Here is a 21,235-nt window from a genome sequence, read left to right on the forward strand (position 1 = left end):
TCTCACTACTTCTGACACTCCCAGATGTCATGAGATCCAACAGTCCCAGAAGTCATGAGACAACACAGTACGGTGGGGGTACGTACCGTCGCCGGAAGTGCCGAAGCGTTGGTGCCAAGTGACGAACCGTCGTCGTTGGTGACGAACCGTCGTCGGAAATGGCGAGCTTCTACCGGAAGGCACGAACCGTCGTCATCGACCGGACAAGCCCGGACACGGGAACTATGTTTTTGCGAAACTGGGCAGACGGAGCCCTAAACCCGGTCACGCCATTACGACCGATCTCAGCACGTAACTTCAACCGAACTCGGCGAGAGGGGCGGCTCAGGTCAACGGTGCCGCGTTAACGCCCTCGGCCTTGCGGGGCCGGGACAGCAGGGCGTCGTTGATCTCCTCCACGGTGGCGGTCCCCTCGACGACGGCGACCACCCCCGCGGTGATGGGCATGTCCACTCCGTGCGCGGCGGCCAGGTCGAGCACGGCGCGCGCGGACTTGGCGCCCTCGGCGACACCACGCGAGGCGGCGGCGGCCTCCGCCACGCTCATGCCCTCACCCAGGCGCCGTCCGAAGGTCTGGTTGCGCGACAGTGGCGAGGAGCAGGTGGCCACCAGGTCACCCATGCCGGCCAGCCCGGCGAAGGTCTCGGGGTTCGCCCCGAGCGCCAGCCCCAGCCGGGTGATCTCCACCAGTCCGCGGGTGATGATGGTGGCCTTGGAGTTGTCCCCGAAGCCGCGTCCGGCGGTGATGCCGACCGCCAGGGCGATCACGTTCTTGACCGCGCCGCACAGCTCCACACCGAGCACATCGGTGTTGGTGTAGGGACGGAAGGTGCCGGTCGCGCACAGGGCGGCCACGCGCGCGGCCACCGCCTCGTCCTGCGCCGCCACCACGGTGGCGGTGGGCTGGCCGGCGGCGATCTCATCGGCCAGGTTCGGGCCGGAGACCACGGCGATGCGCCGGGCGGGCAGGTCGAGCGCCTCGGCGATGACCTGACTCATGCGCAAGCCCGTGCCGGCCTCCACCCCCTTCATCAGGGAGACGACGATGGCGTCGTCGTCGAGGGCGCCGCGCAGCGGGGCGAGCACGCCGCGTGCGGTCTGGGCGGGCACCACCACGACGACGAGCCCCGCCCCGGCGACGGCCTCCCGGATGTCCGTGGTGGCGGTGACGGTCTCGGGCAGGGTGATGCCGGGCAGGTAGCGGTTGTTGGTGCCGGCGTTGATCTCGGCGGCGATCTCCGGGCGGCGCGCCCAGATGACGGCGGGGGTGCCGGCCTGGGCGAGCAGGCGGGCGAAGGTGGTGCCCCAGGCACCGGCGCCGATGACGGCGGCCTTGCCGACGACTGCCGGGCTCATGCCTGCTGCTCCGGGGCGGTTTCGGGCTCGTCGTCGCCCTCGTAGTCACCCGGGTTGTCGGGCGGCGTGCCCGGCCCGGAGGGGTGCTCGTGCTCCGACGGCGCCGGCGGGTCGGGCCGACGCACGCCGATGTTGCCCTTGCCCGGATCGCCGTCGTACTTCATGTCGAAGGGGCGGGGCGCCTTCTCGCCGCGCAGTTGCTCCACCAGCTCCGTGATGTGCCGCATGATCTCGGCGGTGGCTGCGCGCACGACAGCGTGATCGGAGGTGTCCGTGCCGAATTCGGCCAGGTCGAAGGGCTTCCCGATCATGACGTCCACGTCCTTGCGGGGGAAGGGGCGGAAACCGCTGCCGTAGGCGCCCAGCACGTTCTGGGCGCCCCACTGGCCGATGGGCAGCAGGGGCGCGCCGGTGCGCATGGCCAGGCGGGCGGCGCCGGTCTTGCCGGTCATGGGCCACTGCAGCGGGTCGCGGGACAGCGTGCCCTCGGGGAAGATCATGATCGGGTCGCCCGCGCGCAGACGCCGCTCGGCCTCCACCAGGGAATCGCCGGCGTGGGTGGAGCCGCGGTAGACGGGGATCTGACCACCGGCGCTGAAGACGTGGCCGAGGATGGGGATTTCGAACAGCTGGGACTTTGCCAGCGAGTAGATGGGCACGTCCGCATCCACGAGCGCGCGCATGGCGGTGAGCGGGTCCAGGTTGGACAGGTGGTTGGCGACGGCGATGAAGCCGCCCTCGCGGGGAATGTTCTCCACGCCGGTCACATGCTGCTTGGAGACCGCCTTGAGGAACGGAATGATCGCCCCCCTGGCCGCGAACCGGTAGAACGGGGTCATGCGTCGTGTGGTCGCCACATCGGCACTCTACCCACTGGCGTGCGCCGCGGGCGCGAAATGACCGCGGGCCGACCCGGGCGCGGGTCCACGGGCGGCCCGCCGGGACGCTCCGGCACCGCGGGGCGACCGGCGCCGGACCGGGTCAGGCCAGGCGGGTGACGTTGGCGTCGAGCGCGGTGAGCTTGCTCATGAAGTGCTCGTACCCGCGGTCGATGAGATTCACGCCCTCCACGCGGCTGGTGCCCTCCGCGGCGAGTGCGGCGATCAAGTGGGAGAAACCACCGCGCAGGTCGGGCACCACGATGTCGGCCCCGTGCAGGGGGGTGGGCCCGGAGATGACGGCGGAGTGGTAGAAGTTGCGCTGTCCGAAGCGGCAGGCGGTGCCGCCCAGGCACTCGCGGTACACCTGGATGGTGGCGCCCATCTTGCGCAGGGCGCCGGTGAAGCCGAAGCGGTTCTCGTACACGGTCTCGTGCACGATGGACAGCCCCTCCGCCTGGGTCAGGGCGACGACGAGCGGCTGCTGCCAGTCGGTCATGAAGCCGGGGTGAACGTTGGTCTCCACCACGATGCTCTTCAGGTCGCCGCCCGGGTGGTAGAAGCGGATGCCGTCGTCGCGCACGTCGAAGGCGCCACCGACCTTGCGGAAGATGTTCAGGAAGGTGGTCATGTCGCTCTGGCGGGCGCCGTGGACGAACACGTCGCCGTGGGTGGCCAGGGCGGCCGCAGCCCAGGAGGCCGTCTCGATGCGGTCGGGCAGGGCGCGGTGGTTGTAACCGACCAGCTCGTCCACGCCCTCGACGTGGATCGTGCGGTCGGTGTCCACGGAGATGATGGCGCCCATCTTCTGCAGCACGTCAACCAGGTCCATGATCTCCGGCTCGACGGCGGCACCACGCAGCTCCGTCAGGCCCTCGGCGCGCACGGCCGTGAGCAGCGTCTGCTCGGTGGCGCCAACGGAGGGGTAGGGCAGCTCGATGACGGTGCCGTGCAGCCCATCGGGGGCGGTCAGACGGATGCCCTGGGGCTGCTTGTCCACGATCGCGCCGAAGCCGCGCAGGATGTCCAGGTGGAAGTCGATGGGGCGGTCACCGATGCGGCAGCCGCCCAGGTCGGGGATGAAGGCCTCACCGAGTCGGTGCAGCAGCGGCCCGCAGAACAGGATCGGGATGCGGGAGGAGCCGGCGTGGGCGTCGATGTCGGCCATGTGGGCGCTCTCGACGCTGGAGGGGTCCAGGCGCAGGATGCCCTCGGCCTGGTCGTAGTCGACGCTCACCCCGTGCAGGGACAGCAGCCCGGAGACGACGTCGACGTCGCGGATGAGCGGCACGTTGTGCAGCACCGACGGCGTGGTGCCCAGGAGGGCGGCGACCATCGCCTTGGGGACGAGGTTCTTGGCGCCCCGGACGGTGATTTCACCGTTAAGCGGGCGCCCGCCCTCGACCTGAAGCAGACCGTCGACCATGCGTACCTCCGAGTGTTCGCGTGAAGATCGGGCGCCGCGGAGACACGGCGTCACCCACGCCGGACGCGGGTGACCTCAGCATAGGCGGACCCGGCAGGAACGGAAGATGCCGCGGCCCGCTCACAGCGAACGGTGACGTGTCCTTCAACTCACCGGTGTGGCGGACCGTATGCGGCCCGACGACGACGGGCGCGAGCCCGGCCGACGGCCCGGTTCCCACCGGGCCGGGGCGGCGACGACGGGGCCGCCCCGCCGCGGGAGGCGGCAGGCGGGCCCAGCGTCGTCCGAGAAGTCAGGGGCGGGGCATGTCCGCGGAGTGGGCGGGCACGACCGTGGCGGGCGGCTCGTGGCGGGCGGGCAGGGTCCGCGGCTTGTAGGCGGGCCGGGCGTCCTCATAGGCGCTGATGGCGTCCTCGTGGGTGAGGGTCAGCGAGATGTCGTCCAGGCCCTCCATGAGAGTCCAGCGCACGTAGTCGTCGATCTGGAAGACGGTGCGGAAGGAGCCCGCCTCGACGGTGCGCTGCTCCAGGTCCACGGTGATCTCGGTGCCGGGCTCGGTCTCCAGGATCTTCCACAGCTGCTCGGCATCCTCCTGGCTGATGACACCGGCCACCAGCCCCTGCTTGCCGGCGTTGCCGCGGAAGATGTCGGCGAAGCGGGGGGCGAGCACCACCTTGAAGCCGTAGTCCTTCAGCGCCCACACCGCGTGCTCGCGGGAGGAGCCGGTGCCGAAGTCGGGGCCGGCCACCAGCACGCTGGCGTGCTTGTAGGCGTCCTGGTTGAGGATGAAGTCGGCCTCATTCGCCCGCCAGGAGGCGAACAGGGCGTCCTCGAAGCCGGTGCGGGTGATGCGCTTGAGGTAGACGGCGGGGATGATCTGGTCGGTGTCGACGGCGCTGCGGCGCAGCGGGGCGCCGATGCCGGTGTGGCGGATGAACTTCTCCATGGGTGGCTTCCTTCTCGGACTGGCGGCGGACGGCGCGGGCGACTCAGGCGGCGAGCACCGGCAGGTCCGCGGGGGTGGACAGGGTGCCGCGCACGGCGGTGGCGGCGGCCACCACAGGCGAGACCAGGTGGGTGCGCCCGCCCTTGCCCTGGCGGCCCTCGAAGTTGCGGTTGGAGGTGGAGGCGGAGCGCTCCCCGGGCGAGAGCTGGTCGGGGTTCATGCCCAGGCACATGGAGCAGCCGGCGTTGCGCCACTCGGCGCCGAAGTTCTTGAACACCTGGTCCAGGCCCTCGGCCTCGGCCTGCAACCGAATACGGGCGGAGGCCGGCACCACCAGCATGCGCAGGCCGGGCGCCTTGGTGCGCCCCTTGATGACGGCGGCGGCGGCGCGCAGGTCCTCGATGCGACCGTTGGTGCACGAACCCAGGAAGACGGTGTCGACCTTGATGTCGCGCAGCGGGGTGCCGGGCTTGAGATCCATGTACTCCAGGGCGCGCTCGGCGGCGCGGCGGCCGGTCTCGTCCGCGATGTCCTCGGGGTTGGGGACGGCGCCGGAGATGGGCAGGCCCTGTCCCGGGTTGGTGCCCCAGGTGACGTAGGGCTCGATGTCGGCGGCCTGCAGGACGACCTCGGTGTCGAAGACGGCGTCGTCGTCGGTGCGCAGCGAGCGCCAGTAGGCGACGGCGTCATCCCAGTCCTTGCCCTGGGGGGCGTGCGGGCGACCCTCCAGGTAGGCTAAGGTGGTCTCGTCGGGGGCGATCATGCCGGCGCGGGCGCCGGCCTCGATGCTCATGTTGCAGATGGTCATGCGGGCCTCCATCGACAGCTGCTCGATGGCGCGGCCGCGGTACTCGATGACGTGCCCCTGGGCGCCATTGGTGCCGATCTTGGCGATGATGGCCAGGATGATGTCCTTGGCGCCGCTGCCTGCGGGCAGGTCGCCGTCGATGAGCACGCTCATGGTCTTGAAGGGGGCCACGGGCAGGGTCTGGGTGGCCAGCACGTGCTCGACCTGGCTGGTGCCGATGCCGAAGGCGAGCGCCCCGAAGGCGCCGTGGGTGGAGGTGTGGGAGTCGCCGCATACGACGGTCATGCCCGGCTGGGTCAGGCCCAGCTGCGGGCCGACGGCGTGGACGATGCCCTGGTCGGCATCGCCGAGGGAGTGCAGCCGCACCCCGAACTCGGCGCAGTTGGCGCGCAGGGTCTCGATCTGGGTGCGGGAGGTGACGTCCGCGATGGGCAGGTCGATGTCGAGGGTGGGGGTGTTGTGGTCCTCGGTGGCCAGGGTCAGGTCGGGGCGGCGGACCTTGCGGCCGGCCAGGCGCAGTCCCTCGAAGGCCTGCGGGCTGGTGACCTCGTGGACGAGGTGCAGGTCAATGTAGAGCAGATCCGGGGCTCCGTCGGTGCCGGGGGCGACGACGTGGTCGCGCCACACCTTCTGTGCCAGGGTCATTCCCATCGCTGCACTTCCTTTCCTAAAGGGGCCGTTCGGCCCGGAGCCGCCCGCATTTGCGGAACCGGCAAACTCCGGGCCGTTTTTCTGACTCCACGCTACTTGAAGTCTCACCACTCGGAATGGCAGTATCAGATTATGGACACTCTGGGTGACATCGAAAGCGGCAGCGGGGTTGGCGTCATCGACAAGGCCGCGCTGGTCATGAGCGCCCTCGAGGCGGGCCCGGCCACGCTGGCGCAGCTGGTCACCACCACCCACCTCGCCCGCCCGACGGCGCATCGCATCGCCGTGGCACTGGAGTTCCACCGCCTGCTGGCTCGCGACGCCCAGGGCCGGTTCATTCTGGGGCCGCGCCTGAACGAGCTCGCCTCCGCCGCCGGGGAGGACCACCTGCTGGCCGCCGCCGGCCCGGTGCTGGCGGCCCTGCGGGACAAGACGCACGAGTCCGCACAGCTGTACCGGCGCCAGGGGGACGTGCGCGTGTGCGTGGCCAACGCCGAGCGTCCCATCGGGCTGCGCGACTCGATTCCGGTGGGGGCAACCATGTCCATGCAGGGCGGCTCCGGCGCGCAGGTGCTGCTGGCCTGGGAGGAGCCCGACCGGCTGCACCGCGGCCTGGTGGGCGCCCGCTTCAACGCCACCATGCTGTCCGCGGTTAGGCGGCGCGGCTGGGCCCAGTCCGTCGGCGAGCGCGAGCCGGGGGTGGCCAGTGTGTCGGCGCCGGTGCGCGGTGCCAGCGGCAAGGTGGTAGCGGCCGTATCCATCTCGGGGCCGATCGAACGCATGGGCCGTCAGCCCGGGCGCGTGCACGGCCCGGTGGTGGCCGCCGCCGCGCGCCGCCTGTCGGAGGTTCTGCGCAACAACGACGAGGGCTGAACCTCTCCCCCGCTCACCCGTACACTCGCCCCATGCGTCGGACCCTGCTCGTCACCAATGACTTCCCGCCCGTCGTCGGCGGCATCCAGTCCTACCTGGACGACTACACCCGGCGCCTGCCCGCCGCGGACCTGACCGTTCTGGCTTCCACCCCGCCCGAAGGCCCCGACGCCGCCGCGGCCTTCGACCACGAAGCCGCCTTCGACGTCGTGCGCATGCCCACCCACGTGCTGCTGCCGACTCCGGACGTGCGCCGGCGCATGCAACAGCTCATCCGTGAGCGCGACATCGAGACCGTCTGGTTCGGAGCCGCCGCCCCGCTCGGCCTGCTGGGCCGCGCCGCCAAGGAGGCCGGTGCCACCCGGGTCATCGCCACCACCCACGGGCACGAGGTCGGCTGGGGCATGGTGCTCGGGGCCCGCCAGGCCCTGCGCCGCATCTTCCGCGACGCCGACGTCATCACCTACATATCCGACTACACGCTCGGCGAGCTGCGACCGCATATGCCCGCGGATCAGGAGGTGCTGCGCCTGCCCAGCGGCATCGACGTCGACCGCTTCCACCCGGACCCCGAGGCGCGCGCCGCGCTGCGCGCCCGGTACCGGTTGGGCGAGGCACCCACCGCCGTGTGCGTTTCCCGACTGGTCGCCCGCAAGGGGCAGGACGCGTTGATCTCCGCCTGGCCGCGGGTGGTGGAGCAGGTTCCGGACGCCCGGCTCGTCGTCGTCGGCTGGGGGCCTTATGCGAAGAAGCTGGCCCTGTTGCGTCGCTCCTCCCCCGTGCGCGAGTCGATCATCCTGACCGGCAAGGTCCCCTATGAGGAGCTGCCCGGACATGTGGCCATGGGTGATGTCTTTGCCATGCCCTGCCGCACACGCGGGGGCGGGCTCGATGTCGAGGGGCTCGGCATCGTCTTTCTTGAGGCCTCGGCCGCCGGCCTGCCGGTGATCGCCGGGACCAGCGGCGGAGCGCCCGAGACGGTTGCGGAGGGCGTGACCGGCAACATCGTCGACGGCCGGGATGAGGATGCGCTTGTGTCCGCCCTGGTGCGCCAGTTGACCGACCCCGAACTGCGCGCGCGCATGGGGGAAGCCGGACGCGCCCTCATGGTCGAGAAATGGACCTGGCCCGGATTGGTCGAGAGCCTCGTGCAGGCGATCGACGCCCGGTAGGGCGTTCGGCCTCAGTGGTTGTCAGGGCCGACCTCGGCGGCCGGGGCGGGAGTGGAGGCGTGGGAGGCGCGCAGGTCGGCGATCGCGGCCTCGAAGTCGTCTAGGGAGTTGAAGTCGGAGTAGACGGAGGCGAAGCGCAGGTAGGCGACCTCGTCGAGTTCACGCAGCGGCTCGAGGATCGCCAGCCCCACCTCGTGGGAGTCGACGATGGCGTGTCCCTTGCCGCGCACCGTCTCCTCAACCCTGTGGGCCAGCAACGCCAGCTGATCGTCGGAAACCGGACGGCCCTGGCAGGCGCGGCGCACACCGTTGATCACCTTGTCGCGCGAGAACGGCTCGGTGGCGCCGGAGCGCTTGCGCACCGACAGGCTCGCCGCCTCGATCGTGGTGAAGCGCCGCCCACATTTGGTGCACTGGCGGCGACGGCGGATTGAAGTTCCGTCATCCGACGTGCGTGAGTCGACTACGCGCGACCCACTGTGCTGGCAGAAAGGACAGCGCACGCCGACCACCTCCGGTTCTCCGCAATGTGCGTACGGTTCGGAGGTTATGCTTCCGGCGCGCGGATCCGCAAGCGTTGTACCGGGCGCGAGCCCGTCGAACGTGCAGGAGCGGCTCAGCCGGCCGGGACGATGAGCGTCTGTCCGGGCTGCAGGGTGGAACTGGTCAGCCCGTTGAGATCGACGATCTGCGCCATGACCTCGTTGACGTCACCGGCGCCGGTGGCCACGGCGACATCCCACAGGGACTGGCCGGACTGGACGGTGGCGGTGGTGGTCTGCGCCGGGGCGGTGCTGAAGCCGGAGACGACGATGCCGCCGGCCACCACCAGGACCGCCGCCAGCACCAGGGCGCCGACGACGAGCAGGCGACGTACAGCCACGGGCAGGGCCGCGCGCTCGGCCGACCGCTTAGCGGCCACCTGCTGCGCGGGCCGGCGTTCCTCCCCGCGCTGTACCGCCGCAGTCGGCACTGCACGACGCCCGGCCGGAGCCGGTACCACCCGGGTCCGAGCCGGCACCTGCGCCGACGTCGCGCGAGACCGCGCAGCCGGCGCCGGAGCCTGCGACTGTAGGGCATCCGCCTGCGGAGCCGAGGCCGCGCGACCGAGCCGCGCACGGCTGCGCGAGCGCACGGCCGGGTGAGTGGGAGCCAGCTCCTCCAGGGACTGCCGCCGACGCCGCGGAGCAACCGGACGCCGCATCACCTCCGGCGGCGCAGCGACGCGAGGCGACCCCGACGTCGGCTCGGGCTCGGCCTCGACGCCGCCGGTGACCAGACGCAGCCGCGGACGGGGCGCGGGGACGCCTTCGGGTTCGGTGGAACGTGCGGCACTGTCGGTGGCAGCGCCGACCGCAAACAGCCTCGAGCCGTGGTGATCCTCGGCAGAAACCAGCCGGAGACGCGGCGGCACTGGGGCGACGAGAGCACTCATGGAAGCCTCCTAGAACACACGTTCGACGAACGTCTGTTCGATAGATTACCGGTTCACGTCCGACACGTCCAGAGCGTTTTCGAACACATGTTTGATCGCCCGGACGATCGGCCGTAGTCTTGACGAGACAAGGCCATCACGGGCCACCGACATGAATTCGGGCTCCTTAACCGGCACCCGGCCCCGGGCCGCCGGCAGCCCGGGGAGTGAGGGACAGGCGATGAGCGCAACCACCCGCCGGACGGGCCGCCGCGGCACAGACACGGCCCCCGCCGCCCCCGCCGCGGCGCCACCCGTTTGCGACGCCGATTCCGCGCTCTCCACCGCCGAGGCCCTGGAGTCCCTGGACGCGCGCGCCCGCGCCGTCTACGAGTCGGTATGCGAGGCGGTCGCCGCCCACGGCTACCCGCCCTCCATGCGAGAGATCGGCGCCCGAGTCGGCCTGACCAGTCCCTCCTCGGTCAAGCACCAGCTCGACAAGCTCGAGCGCCTCGGCCTGGTGCGGCGCGACCCCAACCGTCCGCGCGCTCTGGAGGTCGTGGCTCCCGCCGTCGAGCCGGGCTCCGACTCCGGCGCCTCCGCGCCTGCGCACGCCACCCCGGCCCTGGAGCCGTCACTGCCGGTGCTGCCCGGCGTAGCCGATGGGGAGGCCGTGGCCGTGCCGCTGGTGGGACGCATCGCGGCCGGCGCGCCGATCCTGGCCGAGCAGGAGGTCGAGGACGTGCTGGCCCTGCCCCGCCGCCTGACCGGCGACGGCGACCTGTTCATGCTGGAGGTCCACGGCGACTCCATGATCGACGCGGCCATCTGCGACGGCGACTGGGTGGTCGTGCGCGCCCAGCCGGATGCCGACAACGGCGACGTGGTGGCAGCGATGGTCGAGGACGTCGACGGCGCCTCCGCCACCGTGAAGGTGCTCTCCCGCAAGGACGGGCACCAGTGGCTGCTTCCCCGCAACCCCGATTACGCCCCCATTCCGGGCGACGAGGCCACGATCATGGGCAAGGTCGTCACCGTCCTGCGGGCCCTCTGAGCGGAAACCCAGGCGGAAACGTGCGCGTGCACGTCGTTCTGACTTGATCCGCGTAAATCCATGCAGAAGGGGCCGACCCCCGTGGGGTCGGCCCCTTCATGCTTACAGACGACGCTACGGCCGCCGCGACGGGGACTCAGTAACCGAGCCCGCGAGCCACCTCGCGCAGGCGCTCGGCGGAGGCGGTCAGCCGATCGCGCTCGTCGAGGGTGAGCGGCAGCTCCAGGCGGCGCCCGGCACCCTCACGGCCGACGATGGTCGGCACCGCCATGCACACGTCGGAGATGCCGTGCCAGTTGTTCAGCAGTGGAGAGATGGTGAGCACGCGCTGCTCATCGTTGAGGATGGCCCCGATGATGCGGGAAACCGCCAGGCCGACGGCGTAGTTGGTCGCGCCCTTCCCCTCGATGATGCGGTAGGCGGAACGGACCACGTCGTGGGCGATGCGGTCGCGCTTCTCCTGATCGAACACCCCGCCGTCCAGGGTCTTGCCCCACTGGGTGATCGGCACGCCACCGATCTCGGTGGAGGACCACAGCGCCACCTCGGAGTCGCCGTGCTCGCCGGCGATGTAACCGTGGATGTTCTGGGTGGCGGTGCCGGTCTCAAGGGAGACCAGGTAGCGCATGCGCGCCGTGTCCAGCACGGTGCCGGAGCCGAAGATCTGGTTCTCGGGCAGCCCGGTGATCTTCTTGGAGCAGTAGGTGACAACGTCGACCGGGTTGGCCACCAGCAGGAAGATGGCATTGGGGGCAACCTCGACCAGCTTGGGCAGGATCTTCTCCATGATGCCGACGGTCGCGCCGGCGAGCTCGAGGCGGGACTGGCCGGGCTTCTGTTTAGCACCGGCGGTGATGGCCACGACGTCCGCGTCACGGCAGATCTCCGGGTCGTCCGAACCGGAGACGGCGCCGGCGGAGGTGAACTGAATGCCCTGGGCGATGTCGAGGGCCTCCGCCTCGACCTTCTCCTTGACGATGTCCTGCAGGACGATCTCGCGGGCGACGCCCTTGGTGACACAGGCGTAGGCGAGCGTGGAACCAACCGCGCCGGCACCAATGATGGCGACCTTGGAGGGACGACCGGAGCGGGCCGTCGGGTACGAACCTTGAGCGCTGTTGGTGATGGTGGTGTCTGACACTGTGTTCCTCCGAATCTGGACGGTTGTCAGGTTGGTGAGCTGGCCCACCCACGGCCTAGGGTACGCGGTCGATCTCGGCGCCGCACGGGTACCGGAAAAATCCCCCGGATTCACTTGCCGGCGGCCAGCCGCCCCAGCGCCCCCAGGACGACGTCGCGGTCCCGGGTGGGCCACAGCGGCGGCATGGAGCGGGCCAGGAACGCCCCGTAGCGGGCGGTGCGCAGCCGCGGGTCCAGCACGGTGACGACGCCACGGTCGTCGGCCCGGCGCACCAGCCGCCCCGCCCCCTGCGCCAGCAGCAGGGCGGCGTGGGTGGCCGAGACGGTCATGAAGCCATTGCCGCCGGCGGCGGTAACGGCCTCACTGCGCGCCTGGGCGACCGGGTCGTCGGGCCGGGGGAAGGGAATGCGGTCGATCACCACCAGCCGGCAGGTGCGCCCGGGCACATCCACGCCCTGCCACAGCGAGAGGGTCCCCACCAGGCAGGCGTCCTCATCGGCGGCGAAGGCCTCCACCAGGGTGGGCAGCCGGTCCTCCCCCTGCGCGTACACCGTCAGGTCGGTGCGCTCGCGCAGCAGTGCCGCGGCGTCGTCGGCGGCCCGCCGGGAGGAGAACAGGCCGAGCATGCCGCCGCGACTGGCCTCGGCGAGCGCCACCACCTCCTCCAGGGCCTCCGCGGAGATGCCCGTCCCGGGGCGCGGCAGGTGGGTGGGGGTGTACAGGATGCCCTGGCGCGCGTAGTCGAAGGGGGTGCCGACGTCGAGTCCCTCCCAGTCTGCGTCGGCGAGCGTGAGCCCGAGGGCCGCCGCCATGGGGTTGAAGCTGCCGCCCAGGGCCAGGGTGGCGGAGGTCAGCACGGCGGCGCGGTCGGCCAGCAGCGTGTCGGCCACCGATCCGGCCACGTCGATGGGTGCGAGGGTCAGGCGCGGCGGATCGGCGCCCATGCGCGGGCGTTCCACCCAGGCGACGTCGCGCCGGTGCGCCACCGAGTCGGAGGTCATGCGCTCGACCACCTCCGTCATGTCGGCAACCGCGGTGCGGGCCAGGGCCACTCCCCCGGCCTCGGCGCCCGCCTGCCCGCCGCCCTGGTTCGCCGCGCGGGCGGCCTCGCGCACGTCGGTGAGCACCTGCCGGCAGGCGGCCTCCAACACGGTCAGGGCGTCCGCGAGCGCCGGCGGCAGCCCATCGGCCAGGCGCCCGTCGGGCAGTTCGGCCAGGGCCAGCTGCAGGGTCTGCCCGGCCTCCTCCAGTTCGTTGACCAGCACGCCGGCGTGGCGGCGGGCGGTCGCGGCCACGCGTGCCACCGCCGCCGCGGACAGGCTGGCGGTGCCCTGGGAGCGCACCCGGTCGGCCAGTTCATGGGCCTCATCGACCACCAGCACCTCGTGCTCGGGCAGCACACCGGGGTTGCCGGCCACGGCAATGCCGAGCATGGCGTGGTTGGTGACCACCACGTCCGCCTCCGCGGCGGCGGCGCGGGCGAGCACGGGGAAGCACTCGTCATGCAGGGGGCAGCTGCTGCCCAGGCACTCTGCGGCAGTCACGGACGCCTGCGCCCAGGCGCGGTCGGAGACGCCGGGCACCAGGTCGTCGCGGTCCCCAGTTTCGGTCTGTTCGGCCCACTGGCGCAGGCGCACCACCTGCTCACCCAGGCTCTGCTCGGCGCCCTCGCCGATGCGGGCGCGGGGTGTGGCCGCGGCGGCGGAGAAGAGGGTGTCGGCGTCGTCGTCGGGGTAGCCGCCGGCCAGGCGGTGGCGGCACAGGTAGTTCTGCCAGCCCTTGAGCAGGGCGACGCTGGGGCGGACGCCGGTGGTGCGCTCGACGGCGTCGGCGGCCAGCGGGGCGTCCTTGGTGAGCACCTGGCGCTGCAGGGCGAGGGTAGCGGTGGACACGACGGTGCGTTCGCCGGCGTCGACGGCGTGCACCATGGCGGGCACCAGGTAGGCCAGCGACTTGCCGGTGCCGGTGCCGGCCTGCACCAGCAGGTGACCGCCGGAGGTGATGGCCCGGGTGACGCGGCGGGCCATCTCGATCTGCCCCTCCCGCGGGCTGCCTCCGAGTGCGTTCACGGCGGCGTCCAGTGCGGCCCGGGTGCGCGCCTGCTCCGTCGTACCCGACGCGCCCGGGTCGGCCGGGGACGTGCCGGCCGGGGCGGCGGCGTCCTTTTCCGCCCGGTCCGCCGGGGCGGGCGCACTCATCTCGCGCACGGCTCTCACCCGGCGTCGACGGCGGTCAGTTCGGCCGCCAGGGCGGCGTCCACGCGAGCGACCACGTGTGTGCCGGCCTCCACGTATTCGACGGCGGTGATGTCGCCGTCGGCGTGTACGCGGGAGACCAGGTCGCCGCGCGAGTAGGGGACGACGACGTCCACGGCCACGTCCGGGCGCGGCAGCATGGCCTCGATGCGGCTGCGCAACTCCTCAAGCCCCTGGCCGGTGCGTGCGGAGACGACCACGGCGCCGGGCAGGCGGGTGCGCAGGGCGGCCAGGGTGACCGGGTCGGCGAGGTCGGCCTTGTTCAAGGCGATCAGTTCGGGCACGTCCAGGGCGCCGGGGATGTCGGCCAGGACGGCGTGGACGGCGGCGATCTGGCCGAGCGGGTCGGGGTGGGCGGCGTCAACGACGTGCAACAGGACGTCCGCCTCGGCGACCTCCTCCAGGGTGGAGCGGAAGGCCTCGATCAGTTCGTGCGGCAGGTTGCGCACGAAGCCGACCGTGTCGGTGAGGGTGTAGATGCGCCCGTCGGCGGCCTCCGCCTTGCGGACGGTGGGGTCCAGGGTGGCGAACAGGGCGTTCTGCACCATGATGTCGGCGCCGGTGAGGCGGTTCATGAGGGAGGACTTGCCGGCGTTGGTGTAACCGGCGATGGCGACCGAGGGGATGGGGCCGCGGCGCCGGGAGCCGCGCTTGACCTCGCGGGAGGGGGCCATGGCGCGGATCTCGCGGCGCAGCTTGGCCATGCGCTGGCGAATGCGGCGGCGGTCCAGTTCGATCTTGGTCTCACCGGGGCCGCGCGAGCCGATGCCCTGACCGCCGGCGACGCGTCCGCCGGCCTGCCTGGACATGGACTCGCCCCAGCCGCGCAGGCGCGGCAGCAGGTACTCCAGCTGCGCCAGCTCCACCTGGGCCTTGCCCTCCCGGGACTTGGCGTGCTGGGCGAAGATGTCCAGGATCAGGGCGGTGCGGTCCACGACCTTGGCGTCCACCACGTCCTCCAGCGCGCGCCGCTGGGAGGGGGCGAGCTCACCGTTGATGATGACCGTGTCCGCACCGGAGTCGGCGACCATCTGGGCCAACTCCTTGGCCTTGCCGGACCCGAGGTAGGTGGCCGGGTCGGGGTGGTCGCGGCGCTGAATGAGGGCGTCGAGCACCTCGCTTCCGGCGGTCTCGGCCAGGGCGGCGAGTTCACGCAGGGAGGTCTCGGCGTCCTGGGCGGCGGTGGTGTACGCGGCGCCGTTGGGGTGCGGGCCGGCCGGATGCGCGTTCGCCCCGGCGCGGCCGCCCGCCGCGCCGGGCTGGGGCAGTTCGAGGCCGACGAGGATGACGCGCTCGAGGCGAACCTGCCGGTACTCGACCTCGCTGATGTCCTCCTGATCGGTGGACAGTCCCACTACGCGGCGGGTGCCGGCGCGGGCCTCGCGTTCTAGGGCGCCGGTGTCGGGCTCGTGGTACTGCGGGCGGCCGGAGGTGGAGGCCAGGGCGGTGCCGGCGCGGGAGCGGACCCGGGAGGCGAGCGCCGCGGCGGGGTCGGTGTCGTTGGGAAGACCGGCATCGTTGTCGGCGGTGACGGCGCCGTCGGCGCTGTCGTTGACGGCGGGGTTGGCGTGGTCGGCGGAGTGGCTGTGGTGCTGCGTGTTTTCCATGCGGACTCAAATGCTACTGCCTGGCCACTTCCCTGCCGAGTGTCCGCGGGACCCCGTTCGCCGTAGGCGGTCGCGCCGACCGCAGCCGCGTCGATACGCTCGGGCGGTGAGTTCCCGCGAGTCCGACGTCCCGGAGACCGGTGGCCCCGCCGCAGCCGACGGCCTCGCCTCAGCCGACGGCCCCGCCGCGGCCGACCCCAGTCCGGGCGCCGCCGGCGCCGCTGTCCCGGGCGTGCCGTCGTCACCGCCGGCGCCGTCGTCCCCGCAGCCGTCGCTGCGTGCCCTGGTGACCACGCCGGTGGGACACCTGGCCACGGCGATGCTGGTGGTCGAACTGCTTGCGGGCATGCAGACCTACATCAACCAGACGGTGCTGCCGCTGGTGGCCACTGATCTGGGCGCCCGCGCCCACTACGGGCTGGTGACGGCCGCCGCCATGGTGCCGACCTTCCTGACCATGCCGCTGGGCGGCAGCATGCTGGCCCGTTGGCGGGCCGACCGGCTGATGACCGTGCTCACCGCCGTTCTGGTGGCCGGGGCCGTCATCGGGGCGCTGGCTCCAAGCGTGGGCGTGTACGTGGCCGGCGAGGTGCTACGGGGGCTGGCCGCCGGGGCGTTGGCAACGGTGAGCATGGGCGTGCTGGTGGCGGGGCTGCCGGAGACGTGGCGGCGGCTGTATCTGGCGGCGGGCTCGGCAACCTGGATCGTGTCCTCCATCCTTGGCCCGGGCTATGCGGCCGCGGTCTCGCAGACGTGGGGCTGGCGCTGGGCGCTGGTCGCCTACGTGCCGCTGCTGGTGGCGGCACGGCTGGTGATGGCCCGTGAGATCCGCGGGCTGCACGTCGAGGACGACGAGGCCCATCCCCCGTTGGTGCCGGCGCTGGCGATGGCGGCCGGGGTGGCGGGTATTGGGGCGGTGCCGGCGGCGTCGGCCTGGTTCGCGCCCGTCGGGGCGGCCGGGTTGGCGGCGGTGGGGTGGGCCTGCGCCCGGGTGTTCCCCACCGGGACCATGCGGCTGGTGCCGGGGCGGCGGGCGGCCCTGGCCACGCTCGCCTGGCTGTGCGCCACCTACTTCACGCTCGACTACCTGGTCTCGCCCGCCGCCCACGACGTGCTGGGCCTGGGCCCGGCGGCGGTCGGCTGGGCGCTGACCTGCGCCGGGCTTACCTGGTCCTCGATCGCCATCTGGACGGCGGCGCATCCCGCCCGCGAGCCGCGCCGCTTCCGGGCACGTGTGGGCGCGGGCGGGGCCTGCTTCGCCGTCGGCGGCGCACTCATGACGTTCACCTTCGCCGGAGTGACACCCTGGTGGTGCCTGCACATCGGCTTCGCCACGGCCGGCGCCGGGATGGGGCTGACCCATCAGGACACGATGATTCGCTGCGTGACCGCTCCGGAGGACCTGGGCGGGGCGCCCGACGACATCTCGCAGGCACGAATCGCCACCTCCGTGACGGTGGCGAACGCAGCCGGCGCCGCCACCCTGGGAACGCTGGCCACAACCTTCGTGGCCCCAACCGCGGCCGGCGTGCAGGCGGACCTGCTGGTACCGACGACGGCGGTGCTCACCCTGGCACTCACCCTCACCCCGCTGCTGGCCCGCCGAGCTGCCTGAGCGGGCCGACCCTACCTACCGAGCGCGCGCCCGGTAGGGTCGGGCACGTGAGCGACCAGCACTACTTCACCGCCTCCCCCGAGGCGCCCGCCGAGGAGCGGCGCCACCACTTCGTCATCCGCGGCACCGAGCACGACGTGACCACCGCGTCCGGCGTGTTCTCCGCCGACCGGCTGGACCTGGGCACGCGCGTGCTGCTGAAGCAGGTGCCGCATCCGCCGCAGACGGGCACCTTCCTGGACCTGGGCTGCGGCTGGGGGCCGCTGACGCTGGCCCTGGCGGACGCCGCCCCACAGGCCACCGTGCTGGCGACGGACGTCAACGAGCGCGCCGTCGAGCTGACCGGCCGTAACGCCGCCGACGCCGGGCATACCCGCGTGCGCGCCGTGACCGCCGACGCGCTGCTGGCGGAGCTGCGAGACTCGGACACGCGGCTGGACCTGATCTGGTCGAACCCGCCCATGCGGATCGGCAAGCCGGCGCTGCACGCGCTGCTGACGGATTGGCTGGGACTGCTCGCCGACGACGGCGAGGCCTGGCTCGTGGTGCAGAAGAACCTCGGCGCGGACTCGCTGGCCAAGTGGCTTGCCGATCAGGGCTGGACGGTGAGCCGGGAGGCCTCCTCCAAGGGCTACCGCCTCCTGCGCGTCACCCACTGACCCCACCGAGATCGGTCGAAATGGCTCGCCGCGACCGGCGGTCACATGACGCCCCACCGCTCCCCCACTCCCACATTGCGCCAGCAAGAGCCGTGTTCGTGATCGGGGGACAGGGCTTACCGCGCGTCGTCTCGGGGGTATAGTAACTTCCGGTTTTGAACACTCATCGGAGAGGCTGAGGCGCGGACATGACCGAGTCATTCCCATTGCAACCGTCGCCCGGAGTGGTCCTCACGGGACAGGCGGCCGCACAACAGCTAACGGCCATGGGGCTCGATGCAGACCTCCTGGCCGAGGCGTGTCACGAGGGGCTTCAGGCCGCCATCAACCAACACACGCCATTCGATCCGGATATTGCCTTCGGCTTTGAGCACTGGGCGAAGACCGTCAGCGCTGTACGTAAGTATCTGGACAGCCTCGGCTGGCGTGCCCACGACCGCGCCAATGCGCCCCGCTCGGTTAGCCCTAACGAGGAGCTGACCGCCATTGCCGCTATGGGAGGGAACGCCAACACCGGAAACCCGGACAAGCGGCCCGCCAACGCGAGAAGCAAGGGCCCTGTCTTCCGCGACGAAGTTGACGACAATGCCGACCTCTCGCGCATTCAGCTTGCCCACCAGACCGCCCTCGACTTATCCGAAGGCGCAACAACCGCTGATGCCGCCGTGGCCCGGGGTATTCCACTACACACCTGGATACTGTTGTATTTCTGGGATCGCATTGAGAACGTGCTTCGCTGCGAACTCTCGCTTCCCGTCGCATGCGACGACGGCCTCATCACGCAATGGCATACCCGCATCATTCTGCCGGAGGTACCGCTGGAGCCCGTCGGTCTCGGGGCCATCCCACCGCGACGCCCCACCGACGACGTCGACTTCGACGTAGTGGCGCTATAACGCCCATCCCAGCGGTATCGACTCAATCACGACATGTCCATTCACCCCACACGCGTCACGATCGCCCGCGAACGCGGCGGATTGTCCCGGCTAGACCTGGCCACCGCCGTCGGCGTGACCACTCGTACTCTCACAAACTGGGAAGACAGCGGCGCACCCGACAACAGGGCCGACGCGCTCTCCACCGCCACCGCACAACCCGTGGCATTCTTCCAAACTAATCCCGCCGCCACGTTGACCGATGAGCGGATATTCTTCAGAACGCGCCGCCGTACGAGCGCAGCTCTCCTACACCAGGCCACCGCCCTCGGGTCTCTGGGAATGGAGATGTTCAACGAAATGAGCCGGCGACTTGGCCTGCCTGCGCTCACACTGCCGGAGCTCGATCCGAGCCTGTCCCCCCAAGCGGCCGCTGAGGCGGTACGCCTGCAATGGGGCTTAGGCGACTTCCCACTGCCGAACCTCGTACAGCTGGTTGAATCCCATGGCATTCGGGTGCTGGGGATCCCGGCAGCCGAACAGGACGTTGACGCCTTCAGTTTCTGGGGTCAGGACGCGCGCCCGTACGTGTTCCTCGCCCGCCGGAAGACGCCGGAGCGGTCCCGCTTTGATCTCGCCCACGAGCTCGGTCATCTCCTGATGCACTCCAGCACTAAGACCGACGACGACGCCACGGACCGGGAGTTGGAACGGGAGGCCAACGTCTTCGCAGCGGCGCTCTTGCTTCCGCCCGATTCCGTGCGCGCGGCGATGCCCTCCGCCCCACCGCTGGATGCAGTCATTGCGCTCGCCCGTCGTTTCGGCACCTCCGCCGTCGCTGCGGCACACTCTGTCCACGACGTCGGAAGGGCTTCTGATTGGGGACACCGCCAACTCATGGCCGAACTCACCCGCCGCGGCTTTGAAAGCGGTGAGCCGGGCAGCTCGCTCCCCTATGAGCGCTCGCGGATCCATGACGCCCTGGTGAAATACCTGCGCCAGTCTCGGATAACGACGACTGCCTGGGCACGCGCCATTGGCCAGCGCCCCGATGATGTGGCGGCCTTTACCCTCGGACAAGCGCTGTCGGTCGCGCCATAGGCCCTGATCTGCCCGCGCCTAGACGCCGAGCCCATCTACAGCCCCACGATCTCTCCGCGCAGGAAGGTAACCGCCGCGCCCGCCAACGCGCACCGCTCGCCGTCGACCGTGCAGCGCAACTCACCACCGCGCGCGGAGGCCTGCCAGGCGCGGATACGCGACTTGCCCAACTGCTCTGCCCAGTACGGGGCGATGTGGCAGTGCCCGGAGCCGCAGACCGGATCCTCCGCGATCCCTAGCGACGGGGCGAAACTGCGCGATACGCAGTCGAACTCGAGCCCCTGCGCGGTCGCGTGGCACAGCGGCCCCGGCAGCACCTCGACCCGCCCCAGGTCCGGCGTCAGGCCGCGGACGGTCGCCTCGTCGTCGAACACGCACAACAGGTCGCGTCCCATCCACGCCTCAGAGGGACGCGCGCCGAGTGCCGTCTCCATCTGATCGGTGACTTCGATGCGGCGCAACCGGTAGGCGGGGAAATCCATCTCGTACCGGCTCTCGCTTCGACGCACGGTAAGGCGGCCGCCGAGCGTTTCGAAGGAGACGACGTCGTCCCCGGCCCCGAGCTCGCCCAGCAGCACGTGCGCGGTCGCCAAGGTGGCGTGACCGCACAGGTCGATCTCGCCGCCCGGAGTGAACCAGCGCAGGCGCCACGCCGCCCTCTCACGCACGCAGAATGCGGTCTCAGAAAGATTGTTCTCCCGCGCAATCGCAAGCATGAGCTCGTCGGTGGGCCAGGCCTCGGGCAGACAGACGGCGGCAGGGTTGCCCGCGAAGGGACGGTCAGTGAAGGCGTCGACGACGAACTGGCGCATGCGCCAAATCCTAGTGTCGGCTACCGGCGGCGTTCCCGGGCGACTCCCGCGGTTACGACTGCGATCCCGCGACGGCGCAGTGCGGCTGCCAGTACGCCGCAGCCCTGCTTGAGTTTGCCGCTGTGAGTGCCGTCGTAGATGGTGCGCACGCCGCAGGACGGACTGCGCTCCTGCAGCACCGCGGCGGGGCAGCCCACCTGCGCCGCCACAACGGCGGCCGCATTGGCGCCGCGGACAAAGGCATCGGTGACGTCCTCGCCGTCACGAGTGATCACGCGCGCATGCCCGTCGAGCACGTCTTCGCCGTCGCCACCCACGATCTCGGCGGGTGGCCGTGGGACGGGCAGACCACCCATCAACTCGGCGCACAACGGCAGGGCCAGCCCCTCGGCAGCCAGGCCGGCGACGTCGCGATCCGGCTTCGCACCGCCGTCGTACCGGCACTTGAAGCCCGCCAAGCATGCGCTGACAACCAGTGGACCGCCCTGGGAGGAAGAATTCACGCTGAACAGCCTAATAGGTCGGCCCGGGTCGGCATCCGATGCGTCCATCCGGTCCACGACGGCCGGACAGTCGGAGCATCGTTGGCACC

The 21,235-nt window shown here is 71.2% G+C and carries 19 protein-coding genes; 7 read left to right on the forward strand and 12 right to left on the reverse strand.

Annotated features, from left to right (window positions below):
• Positions 1-324: 324 nt before the first annotated feature.
• The 5 genes from DRB06_RS04720 to leuC all read right to left on the reverse strand — a co-directional run bounded on the left by DRB06_RS04720 (position 325) and on the right by leuC (position 6,065).
• Positions 325-1,356: an NAD(P)H-dependent glycerol-3-phosphate dehydrogenase gene (locus DRB06_RS04720; protein WP_073327271.1), complete on the reverse strand. Its 1,032-nt coding sequence runs from the start codon at positions 1,354-1,356 to the stop codon at positions 325-327.
• Complete coding sequence (locus DRB06_RS04725; protein ID WP_111819258.1) at positions 1,353-2,195, reverse strand: 1-acyl-sn-glycerol-3-phosphate acyltransferase; 843 nt, start codon at positions 2,193-2,195, stop codon at positions 1,353-1,355. Before DRB06_RS04725 ends, DRB06_RS04720 begins: the two co-directional genes overlap by 4 nt.
• A 142-nt stretch (positions 2,196-2,337) precedes the next feature.
• Positions 2,338-3,660, reverse strand: a complete 1,323-nt coding sequence (gene murA / locus DRB06_RS04730) for a UDP-N-acetylglucosamine 1-carboxyvinyltransferase (protein WP_108966469.1) — start codon at positions 3,658-3,660, stop codon at positions 2,338-2,340.
• A gap of 292 nt (positions 3,661-3,952) precedes the next feature.
• Positions 3,953-4,606: a 3-isopropylmalate dehydratase small subunit gene (leuD, locus tag DRB06_RS04735; RefSeq protein ID WP_073327276.1), complete on the reverse strand. Its 654-nt coding sequence runs from the start codon at positions 4,604-4,606 to the stop codon at positions 3,953-3,955.
• 43 nt (positions 4,607-4,649) lie between these two features.
• Positions 4,650-6,065, reverse strand: coding sequence for a 3-isopropylmalate dehydratase large subunit (gene leuC, locus DRB06_RS04740; protein WP_111819259.1), 1,416 nt, complete (start codon positions 6,063-6,065; stop codon positions 4,650-4,652).
• A 132-nt stretch (positions 6,066-6,197) separates the two neighbouring features.
• Between leuC and DRB06_RS04745 the strand changes: the two genes are divergently transcribed.
• Both DRB06_RS04745 and DRB06_RS04750 read left to right on the forward strand, forming a co-directional pair.
• Positions 6,198-6,938, forward strand: coding sequence for an IclR family transcriptional regulator (locus tag DRB06_RS04745; protein WP_073327279.1), 741 nt, complete (start codon positions 6,198-6,200; stop codon positions 6,936-6,938).
• Positions 6,939-6,970: 32 nt separating this feature from the next.
• On the forward strand, positions 6,971-8,110 hold the full coding sequence (locus DRB06_RS04750; RefSeq protein ID WP_108966465.1) for a glycosyltransferase family 4 protein: 1,140 nt from the start codon (positions 6,971-6,973) through the stop codon (positions 8,108-8,110).
• Between the two features lie 11 nt (positions 8,111-8,121).
• Here DRB06_RS04750 and nrdR read toward each other — a convergent pair whose 3' ends face one another.
• Both nrdR and DRB06_RS04760 read right to left on the reverse strand, forming a co-directional pair.
• Entirely contained in the window at positions 8,122-8,613 is a 492-nt protein-coding gene (gene nrdR, locus DRB06_RS04755; RefSeq protein WP_073327807.1) for a transcriptional regulator NrdR, read from the reverse strand.
• Between the two features lie 113 nt (positions 8,614-8,726).
• Positions 8,727-9,545 (reverse strand): LysM peptidoglycan-binding domain-containing protein, encoded by an 819-nt coding sequence (locus DRB06_RS04760; protein ID WP_111819260.1) that lies wholly within the window; start codon positions 9,543-9,545, stop codon positions 8,727-8,729.
• A 220-nt stretch (positions 9,546-9,765) separates the two neighbouring features.
• On the opposite strand from DRB06_RS04760, the gene lexA reads away from it, so the two are divergent.
• Positions 9,766-10,578, forward strand: a complete 813-nt coding sequence (gene lexA / locus DRB06_RS04765) for a transcriptional repressor LexA (RefSeq protein WP_111819261.1) — start codon at positions 9,766-9,768, stop codon at positions 10,576-10,578.
• Positions 10,579-10,714: 136 nt separating this feature from the next.
• Here the strand turns inward: lexA and DRB06_RS04770 are convergent, their stop codons facing one another.
• From DRB06_RS04770 to hflX, 3 genes are all read right to left on the reverse strand, one after another.
• A complete protein-coding gene (locus DRB06_RS04770; protein ID WP_395994421.1) occupies positions 10,715-11,704 on the reverse strand; it encodes an L-lactate dehydrogenase in 990 nt (329 codons plus the stop codon).
• A 125-nt stretch (positions 11,705-11,829) separates the two neighbouring features.
• Positions 11,830-13,746: an ATP-dependent DNA helicase gene (locus tag DRB06_RS04775; protein ID WP_395994422.1), complete on the reverse strand. Its 1,917-nt coding sequence runs from the start codon at positions 13,744-13,746 to the stop codon at positions 11,830-11,832.
• A gap of 185 nt (positions 13,747-13,931) precedes the next feature.
• A complete protein-coding gene (gene hflX, locus DRB06_RS04780) occupies positions 13,932-15,581 on the reverse strand; it encodes a GTPase HflX (RefSeq protein WP_111819262.1) in 1,650 nt (549 codons plus the stop codon).
• 319 nt (positions 15,582-15,900) lie between these two features.
• On the opposite strand from hflX, the gene DRB06_RS04785 reads away from it, so the two are divergent.
• The 4 genes from DRB06_RS04785 (at position 15,901) to DRB06_RS04800 (ending at position 19,831) form a co-directional block, all read left to right on the forward strand.
• A complete protein-coding gene (locus DRB06_RS04785; RefSeq protein ID WP_111819268.1) occupies positions 15,901-17,196 on the forward strand; it encodes an MFS transporter in 1,296 nt (431 codons plus the stop codon).
• 47 nt (positions 17,197-17,243) lie between these two features.
• On the forward strand, positions 17,244-17,855 hold the full coding sequence (locus DRB06_RS04790) for a class I SAM-dependent methyltransferase (RefSeq protein ID WP_111819263.1): 612 nt from the start codon (positions 17,244-17,246) through the stop codon (positions 17,853-17,855).
• Between the two features lie 188 nt (positions 17,856-18,043).
• The gene (locus DRB06_RS04795) at positions 18,044-18,751 is read left to right on the forward strand and encodes a hypothetical protein (protein ID WP_146750803.1); all 708 of its coding nucleotides are present in this window, start codon (positions 18,044-18,046) and stop codon (positions 18,749-18,751) included.
• A gap of 33 nt (positions 18,752-18,784) precedes the next feature.
• Positions 18,785-19,831, forward strand: a complete 1,047-nt coding sequence (locus tag DRB06_RS04800; RefSeq protein ID WP_111819265.1) for an XRE family transcriptional regulator — start codon at positions 18,785-18,787, stop codon at positions 19,829-19,831.
• Positions 19,832-19,866: 35 nt separating this feature from the next.
• Here DRB06_RS04800 and DRB06_RS04805 read toward each other — a convergent pair whose 3' ends face one another.
• Positions 19,867-20,643 carry a PhzF family phenazine biosynthesis protein gene (locus DRB06_RS04805; protein WP_108966452.1) on the reverse strand — a complete coding sequence of 259 codons (777 nt, stop codon included), beginning with the start codon at positions 20,641-20,643 and terminating at the stop codon, positions 19,867-19,869.
• A 20-nt stretch (positions 20,644-20,663) separates the two neighbouring features.
• Positions 20,664-21,146: a DUF523 domain-containing protein gene (locus tag DRB06_RS04810; protein WP_234416105.1), complete on the reverse strand. Its 483-nt coding sequence runs from the start codon at positions 21,144-21,146 to the stop codon at positions 20,664-20,666.
• Positions 21,147-21,235: the final 89 nt, after the last annotated feature.

It is taken from the genome of Actinomyces sp. Z5, from assembly GCF_003287795.1.
In the GTDB taxonomy this organism is placed as follows: domain Bacteria; phylum Actinomycetota; class Actinomycetes; order Actinomycetales; family Actinomycetaceae; genus Actinomyces; species Actinomyces glycerinitolerans.

Coding starts and splice junctions, on each gene's coding strand:
- DRB06_RS04750 (WP_108966465.1), top strand. CDS start 6,971: ATGCGTCGGACCCTGCTCGTCACCAATGACTTCCCGCCCGTCGTCGGC.
- lexA (WP_111819261.1), top strand. CDS start 9,766: ATGAGCGCAACCACCCGCCGGACGGGCCGCCGCGGCACAGACACGGCC.
- DRB06_RS04745 (WP_073327279.1), top strand. CDS start 6,198: ATGGACACTCTGGGTGACATCGAAAGCGGCAGCGGGGTTGGCGTCATC.
- leuD (WP_073327276.1), bottom strand. CDS start 4,606: ATGGAGAAGTTCATCCGCCACACCGGCATCGGCGCCCCGCTGCGCCGC.
- murA (WP_108966469.1), bottom strand. CDS start 3,660: ATGGTCGACGGTCTGCTTCAGGTCGAGGGCGGGCGCCCGCTTAACGGT.
- DRB06_RS04760 (WP_111819260.1), bottom strand. CDS start 9,545: ATGAGTGCTCTCGTCGCCCCAGTGCCGCCGCGTCTCCGGCTGGTTTCT.
- hflX (WP_111819262.1), bottom strand. CDS start 15,581: ATGGAAAACACGCAGCACCACAGCCACTCCGCCGACCACGCCAACCCC.
- DRB06_RS04785 (WP_111819268.1), top strand. CDS start 15,901: ATGCTGGTGGTCGAACTGCTTGCGGGCATGCAGACCTACATCAACCAG.
- DRB06_RS04725 (WP_111819258.1), bottom strand. CDS start 2,195: ATGACCCCGTTCTACCGGTTCGCGGCCAGGGGGGCGATCATTCCGTTC.
- leuC (WP_111819259.1), bottom strand. CDS start 6,065: ATGGGAATGACCCTGGCACAGAAGGTGTGGCGCGACCACGTCGTCGCC.
- DRB06_RS04795 (WP_146750803.1), top strand. CDS start 18,044: ATGACCGAGTCATTCCCATTGCAACCGTCGCCCGGAGTGGTCCTCACG.
- DRB06_RS04800 (WP_111819265.1), top strand. CDS start 18,785: ATGTCCATTCACCCCACACGCGTCACGATCGCCCGCGAACGCGGCGGA.
- DRB06_RS04775 (WP_395994422.1), bottom strand. CDS start 13,746: ATGGCCCGCCGCGTCACCCGGGCCATCACCTCCGGCGGTCACCTGCTG.
- DRB06_RS04805 (WP_108966452.1), bottom strand. CDS start 20,643: ATGCGCCAGTTCGTCGTCGACGCCTTCACTGACCGTCCCTTCGCGGGC.
- DRB06_RS04720 (WP_073327271.1), bottom strand. CDS start 1,356: ATGAGCCCGGCAGTCGTCGGCAAGGCCGCCGTCATCGGCGCCGGTGCC.